The organism is Candidatus Protofrankia californiensis (assembly GCF_900634765.1).
In the GTDB taxonomy this organism is placed as follows: Bacteria; Actinomycetota; Actinomycetes; order Frankiales; family Frankiaceae; genus Protofrankia; species Protofrankia californiensis.
Map to the genome: position 1 here is coordinate 1,485 of NZ_CAAAFT010000156.1, position 6,504 is coordinate 7,988.

Annotated in this window: 5 protein-coding genes and 1 pseudogene; 5 read left to right on the forward strand and 1 reads right to left on the reverse strand. The window is 66.3% G+C overall.

What is annotated here, in order from left to right; genetic code table 11:
• The 5 genes and pseudogenes from DD1DGNOD_RS09000 to DD1DGNOD_RS09020 form a co-directional block, all read left to right on the forward strand.
• Positions 1-643: pseudogene (locus DD1DGNOD_RS09000) on the forward strand (DNA primase); the annotation flags it as partial.
• A 40-nt stretch (positions 644-683) separates the two neighbouring features.
• Positions 684-1,862 (forward strand): RNA polymerase sigma factor, encoded by a 1,179-nt coding sequence (locus tag DD1DGNOD_RS09005; protein WP_131766173.1) that lies wholly within the window; start codon positions 684-686, stop codon positions 1,860-1,862.
• Positions 1,846-2,592, forward strand: a complete 747-nt coding sequence (locus DD1DGNOD_RS09010) for a phosphatase PAP2 family protein (protein ID WP_165034868.1) — start codon at positions 1,846-1,848, stop codon at positions 2,590-2,592. Before DD1DGNOD_RS09005 ends, DD1DGNOD_RS09010 begins: the two co-directional genes overlap by 17 nt.
• A 322-nt stretch (positions 2,593-2,914) precedes the next feature.
• Complete coding sequence (locus DD1DGNOD_RS09015) at positions 2,915-3,580, forward strand: class E sortase (protein ID WP_346434297.1); 666 nt, start codon at positions 2,915-2,917, stop codon at positions 3,578-3,580.
• A 304-nt stretch (positions 3,581-3,884) separates the two neighbouring features.
• Complete coding sequence (locus DD1DGNOD_RS09020; RefSeq protein ID WP_206443041.1) at positions 3,885-5,207, forward strand: hypothetical protein; 1,323 nt, start codon at positions 3,885-3,887, stop codon at positions 5,205-5,207.
• A 67-nt stretch (positions 5,208-5,274) separates the two neighbouring features.
• Here DD1DGNOD_RS09020 and DD1DGNOD_RS09025 read toward each other — a convergent pair.
• The coding region (locus DD1DGNOD_RS09025; RefSeq protein ID WP_165036541.1) for an acyltransferase family protein at positions 5,275-6,504 on the reverse strand (1,230 nt) is incomplete at its 5' end.

Here is a 6,504-nt window from a genome sequence, read left to right on the forward strand (position 1 = left end):
GGATAACTGGCTTGGTTTCTTGGACGAGGAGTTCGTGGTGCGGCGGGTCGCTGAGCATCAGCCACGTGGTGGCATTGGTGGTGCGGAGTCCCTCGACGGCCCCGTCCGCGGCCGAGTCGACCGGCCGGACCGGTCGCGTCAGCGCGATGCCGTCGCGGACGACGCCGTCGTGGCGGTCGAACGGGAGGTGCTCAAGGTCGCCCTGCAGTATCCGGGGCTTGCCGGTCCGGTGTTCGACACGCTGTCGCCGGAGTTGTTCACGGTTCGGGCGCATCGTGGCGTCCGTGAGGTCATCGCCGCCGCAGGCGGTGTGTGCGCCGGTCTGTCCGCCGCTGGTGACGTCTCGACCTGGGTTTCCGCGGTGGCGGAGGCGGCCGGGCAGGACGAGCTTCGGCGGTTCGTCATCGAGCTTGCCGTGGAGGCGGTGTTCTGTGACCACGATGTGGACGACCGGTATGTCGATGAGCAGATGTCACGCGTACAGGAGTTGCAGGTGACCCGTCGCATTGCGGATCTGAAGTCGCGTGTGCAGCGGCTCAATCCCGTAACCGACGCCGAGACGTTCAAGCACGCATATGGTGAGTTGATCGCCTTGGAACAGCACAAGCGCCAACTCCGGGAGCGGGGCCTGGGTGCCGCGTAACCTGGGTCGATCCCGAGAAGGAAGTGACGAGATTCCGACCATGAGTCCAGCCGTCCTACCGCGCGAAGCCCAGGTGGACGAGGTCAAGGACCTCATCACCAGAGGCAAGGAGATCGGTTTCCTCACTACCGAGGACGTCACGGTCGCCCTGCAGGCGGCCGAGCTGCCGCCGGAGCAGACCGACGCCGTCCTACAGGTCCTCAACGACGAGGGCATCGAGATTCTCGAGGCGGGTGGGGAGGACGCCGAGGACAGTGACCTGCTCGCCCGGCGTCGTCGTGAGGAGGAGGAGCTGGCGCTCAAGGCGCCGACCTCCGACCCGGTACGCATGTATCTCAAGGAGATCGGCAAGGTTCCGCTGCTGACCGCCGAGGAGGAGGTCGACCTCGCCAAGCGGATCGAAGCCGGCCTGTTCGCCTCCGAGAAGCTCGCGGCGGCCACCCGCAAGACCGCTCCGCAGATGCGCCGCGACCTCGAGGCGATCGAGCGTGACGGGCAGATCGCCAAACGCAAGCTCGTCGAGGCGAACCTGCGGCTGGTGGTGTCGATCGCCAAGCGTTACGTGGGCCGTGGCATGTTGTTCCTGGACCTCATCCAGGAGGGCAACCTCGGTCTGATCCGCGCTGTGGAGAAGTTCGACTACACCAAGGGTTACAAGTTCTCCACCTACGCCACCTGGTGGATCCGTCAGGCGATCACTCGTGCCATCGCCGATCAGGCACGCACCATCCGCATCCCGGTGCACATGGTCGAGACGATCAATAAACTGATCCGCATCCAGCGGCAGCTCCTGCAGGACCTGGGTCGTGAACCGAGTCCTGAGGAGATCGCCAAGGAGATGGACCTCACGCCCGACAAGGTGCGTGAGATCCTCAAGGTGTCCCAGGAGCCGGTGTCCCTGGAGACGCCGATCGGTGAGGAGGAGGACTCCCACCTCGGTGATTTCATCGAGGACTGCGACGCGGTCGTGCCGGTTGACGCGGCCAGCTTCATCCTGCTGCAGGAGCAGCTCGACTCGGTCCTGCACACGCTCTCCGACCGGGAGAAGAAGGTCATCCAGCTGCGGTTCGGGCTGACCGACGGGCATCCGCGCACGTTGGAGGAGGTCGGTCGGGAGTTCGGGGTCACCCGCGAACGCATCAGGCAGATCGAGTCGAAAACGCTGTCGAAGCTGCGTCACCCGTCCCGGTCACAGAAACTGCGTGACTATTTGGAGTAGACGACCCGCGAGGGTATCTCGTCACCCGCATCCGCGATCCGGCGTATCGCCGTCCATACCGCTGGTATCGCCGATTCCGCTGCTGCCGCCCCTGCTGCGTCAGCGGTTGTGGGCGCTGATCGTGCTGCCGTGGCTGCTCGTCCTGGGAGTCCTGTCCTGGGAGCTGGCGGGCCGGCGCGGCCCCAGCTACGTCGACGCAGTGGTCGACCCGCGGCTGGTCCATCGCTTCGGCCGGCAGTGGCACCTGTTCGAGATAGTCATCCAGCTTGGAAATCCGGGAAACGTCGCCTTGGCCTCCGTCGCGCTGGCGGGGCTGTGCATGGTATTTCGCGTTCACCGGGCCGCCCTGCTCAGCCTGTCCGGGCCGGTGTCGGCCGCAGCGCTCACACAGTGGGTTCTCAAGCCGCTGATCGACCGCAGGCTGGGCGGAGGGTTTGCCTTTCCCAGCGGGCATGCCACCGGTGCCTGTGCGGTCGCGGCCGTTCTCGTGCTGCTCCTGCTACCCGGTGCGGCACTACGGCGGAGGCTGCCAGGGTTCGTGCGCATTCTGCTCTGGTACGTGGCCGCCGTCTTCAGCGCCGGCGTCGGCCTCGGCGTCGTCGTGTTGCGCTATCACTACGCTACCGATGTCGTCGGTGGTGTGGCGGTCGCTGTCGTGGTGATCGGTGTACTGGCATGGGCGCTCGACCGGCATGCCGACCAATACCGGCCCGCTCCGGACGATAGGTGACGACGTGACCCATGGCCGTGCCCTGGGGCCGGTTGTGCCCTGACGCCGGCAAACCGGTTGGAGCCGCCCCTGCGGGTCTGAGTGGGGTAGTAGTCCTCTGATGACTTAAAGTGCTCGCATGGGTACTGTGCTGCCTCTTCCCGAGTCCTGGAGCGTTCCCGAGCCCTGGAACGGGCTGCGGACGCAGGCGGGTGAGTCCCCTGCCGTGGTGGGGGCCGGGTTGACGCGTCCACCCGGCAGACAGGCCGCTGCGGATGGTCGGCAGCCTGCATCTGGTCGGCAGCCCGCGTCACGCGGTGGAGGCAGGCTGCCCGGACGCCTCGTGCGGGGTCTCGGCGAATTATTGATCACGGTTGGGCTTCTGGTGGCGCTTTTCGTGGTCTACGAGCTGTGGGTCACCGACATCCTGCAGGCGCGCACCCAGAGCCGGCTGCGCTCCGAACTGTCCCAGCAGTGGGTGGCCACGGCCCCGGCGACATGGCCGGAAGGCTCATCGGGGCTGCGACCGGCGCCCCCGGCCGGCGGTAACGGTGTGGCTGTGCTGCACATACCCCGTTTCGGCAGCGGATACGCTCCGGTTGTCGTCGAGGGGGTATCGGACGGCGCGTTACGACAAGGTCCTGGACATTATCCGGGGACTGCGTGGCCCGGCGAGGTCGGCAACTTCGTCGTGTCCGGGCATCGCACCACATACGGCCGTCCGTTCAGCCGGCTGGACGAGCTGCAGGTCGGCGAACCAGTTGTGGTCGAGATGCGGGACCGCTATTTCGTCTATCGGGTGACCGGTTCGGACGTGGTCGACCCCACGCGGACGGACGTGATCCTGCCGGTACCCGAGCGGCCCGGCGCGCGGCCCACGAAAAGCCTGCTGACGTTTACGACCTGCAATCCGAAATACTCGGCCAGCACCCGGCTGATCGTTTTCGGCGAGCTTACCGGCACCTGGCTGAAATCGGCCGGGCAGCCCCCTGAACTGGCCGGGGGGTGAGGGGGTGTACGGATGGATTTTTCGTCGTCTACCCGGCGGATTCGCATCGAAGGTCGTGCTGATGGTCCTGCTCGCCGCGGCGGTGGCCGCCGGCCTTCTTTTCGGCGTCTTCCCGGTCGTCGAACCCCACCTTCCACTCGCCCGGGTGACCGTTGACGAATGAATTACGGGGTGTTGCTCCCTGCCGCCTTGCGACGAACATCGTTGTCTGTTGGTGGTCTGTTGCCTTGCGACGAACGTCGCTGCCGGCCGCCCCGCACCGAACAGAGCCCCGTAACGAACAGGATGGAGGCCACCGCGGCCGATGCTGAACATGGATCTGTCCCGCACCGGCCGCCGCCGTCTGCTGGTCCGCGCCTGGCCTGTGATCGTTGTTGTGGCCGCGTTCGGACCCTACCTGACAAATGGTGTCAGGACCGAGCAGTTGGTGGTCTACGGGTCGCTGCTGGCCGCACTGCCGTTTCTGGTGTCGCGGCTGAGGTTCGGCGGTCTGTACGCGTGTGTACTGGGCCTATGGGCGTTGCTGGCATTTTCGATAATAATCAACCCGGATCGCTCCGCCATACCCGGTCGCTTTCTCCCCGGCAGTCCGCTGTCGGGGGTCGACAGTTATCTGTACCCGCTGGCCGTATTGCTTTTGGTGAGCTGTTGGATGGCAACCGGCTATACACGGCTGGCCTTGCTGGACGTCGTGTGCAAAGCCTTTGTTGCGTTGGCCGCCGGTAATGGAATAATTGCGTTCACCGGTCTCTTCGTCAATCCGACCGGATGGTTGCAGAAGTTCTGGGGCTACGCGCCGGCCACCGTCGAGACGACGGTCGCCGTCCGTGCATTCAGCAACGGTCGGCTGACCGGGATCTTCGCGCAGCCGGCCGAGGCCGGGATCGCCTACTCCCTCGCGCTGTTCGCGGCGGTCTATCTTTTCGCCCGACCCGGCCGGGACCGACCGGTTCCGCTCGGGCTCGTTGCCACGCCCGTGCTCGTCGGTGGTGTCCTGAGCGCATCGAAGATGTTCCTGCTGGTCGGCATGCCGCTGGCGCTGTGGCAGGCGGTACGTCAGGGCCGCCGGGTCCGCCGGGTGCTGGTCATCGTCGGGATGGCGGGGATGATCAGGGTTGCCCTCACCCAGGTCGACATTCCGCAGTGGCGCGGCGCGTGGATGCTGTCCATGCTCTTCAGCGGAAACGACGGCAGCAGCACCGTGGAAAAATACACGGCGGGTCGGCTGGGGTCGAACGGCGCGTCCGGGGTGGCATTCGACTATGTCCTCGCCACCCAGCCCTGGTTCGGCTACGGAGCCGGTGGACTCGCCGTGTCGTACGACAGTTCCTGGGTCGAGGCGGTCATCGTCGGTGGGATAGTCGGGGTGGTGCTGTTCGCACTCGTGCTGGCTGTTCTGATCGGGGTGTGGATCAGCGGGCGACCGGCGCCGGCGGGGCCACAGCGCCCCTTCGCCACATCGGTGCTCGGTATGAGCGTGGCGGCGACCGCGGGCCTTCCCGCTTTCACGGCCAACCGCGTGGCGCTTTTCATCTGGATTTTTCTGGCGCTTCTCTTCCTGGTCGATGAAAGTCGGCCCGATAACGTTCGGAAAAGCGTGGGAGCGCCGCTGAAAAATTCTTTGTGACAGCCGGGCCGGAGAAGTGCACGCGACCTTCTGCGGCCCGGCTGTCAGCGTTGCCGCGTGTCCTGTCTCATTTCCCGGTCGTGCCGGGAGGCTCGGTGGTCGCGGCTTCCGGAAGGGTGTTGCCGACGGCTTCCCCAAGCCTGTTCTCCTGCTGCGGGAGCGCCACCTGTGGCGCGACGCGGCTGCCGATGCGCCACCGAGCGGCCCGGGTGTGCCAGAAGAACGGTTGCCTCGTCTTCGGCCTGGTGGGCGTCCAGTGTTTCAGCTTCAGCGCATGTTTCTCGACCGCGAACCAGCTGCCCGCGGCAAGGGCGACCGACCCCACTGTGAACGCCAAGAAATACACCGGCGCGCCGTACCGGTGCAGCCCGTGGATCGCCATGAGGTGCTGCACCGGGGACGAGTATATGTACAGGCCGTAGGAGAGGTCGTTTCTTGCCCCGACCCGGTGGAACGGAAGCCGGATTCCCAGCCACAGGCACAGATAGGCCAGCGGCGGGGCCAGGATCAGGTGCGGTTCGCTCAGGAACGTCGAACCCATCACGGCAACGGCCGCCGCCGCCGCGAGCTGGCCGGACATCGGCACCCGGTCCCCGTAGAGGAACAGCAGGGACCCGCAGAGGAACAGCGGGCCCAGCCGGAGGGCTCCCTCGGCGATGGAACTCCCGAGCAGACCGCCGGCGACCTCCGGTGCGAGCCAGTGTACGACCAGTGCGGACCACATGGCGGCGGTCAGCACGGCGACGGCCGCCCGCCGCCGCCGCAGCACGCCGATCGCTCCTAGAACGGCCACACCGAGGTAGCAGAGGAACTCCCACCACAACGACCAGAGCGCACCGTTCCAGGAGCCCGAATCCGTGGCGGGTGCCGCGCCCGCAGCGTTGCCGGCCGGGGTTCCCGAGACGTCGTAGAACTGCATGTGGAGCGTGCCGTTCCGGACGATGTACTGGACCGGTCCGTGGTCTGCGTTCAGGAAGCCGTCGAGTGACCCGTGGGCGTGCAGCCAGCCCAGCGGTGCGAAGAATCCGGCGACGACGACGAGACAGACCCAGAAGGCCGGGTAGATCCGTAGGAAGCGGTGCCACAGGAAACGGGCGGTCGTGCCCACCTGCACGTTGCTGCGGGTGACGAGGAACCCGCTGATGACAAAGAACGAGTCGACGGCGAGCGCGCTCACCTCGTAACGCCCGAGCCGGAACAGGCCGAACTCTCCCAGCGCCCATCCGTGGCCAATCATGACGAGGGCCGCGAAAACCAGGCGTAGGAAGTTCAGGCTGTTCTCGGAGCCGAAGGCGGC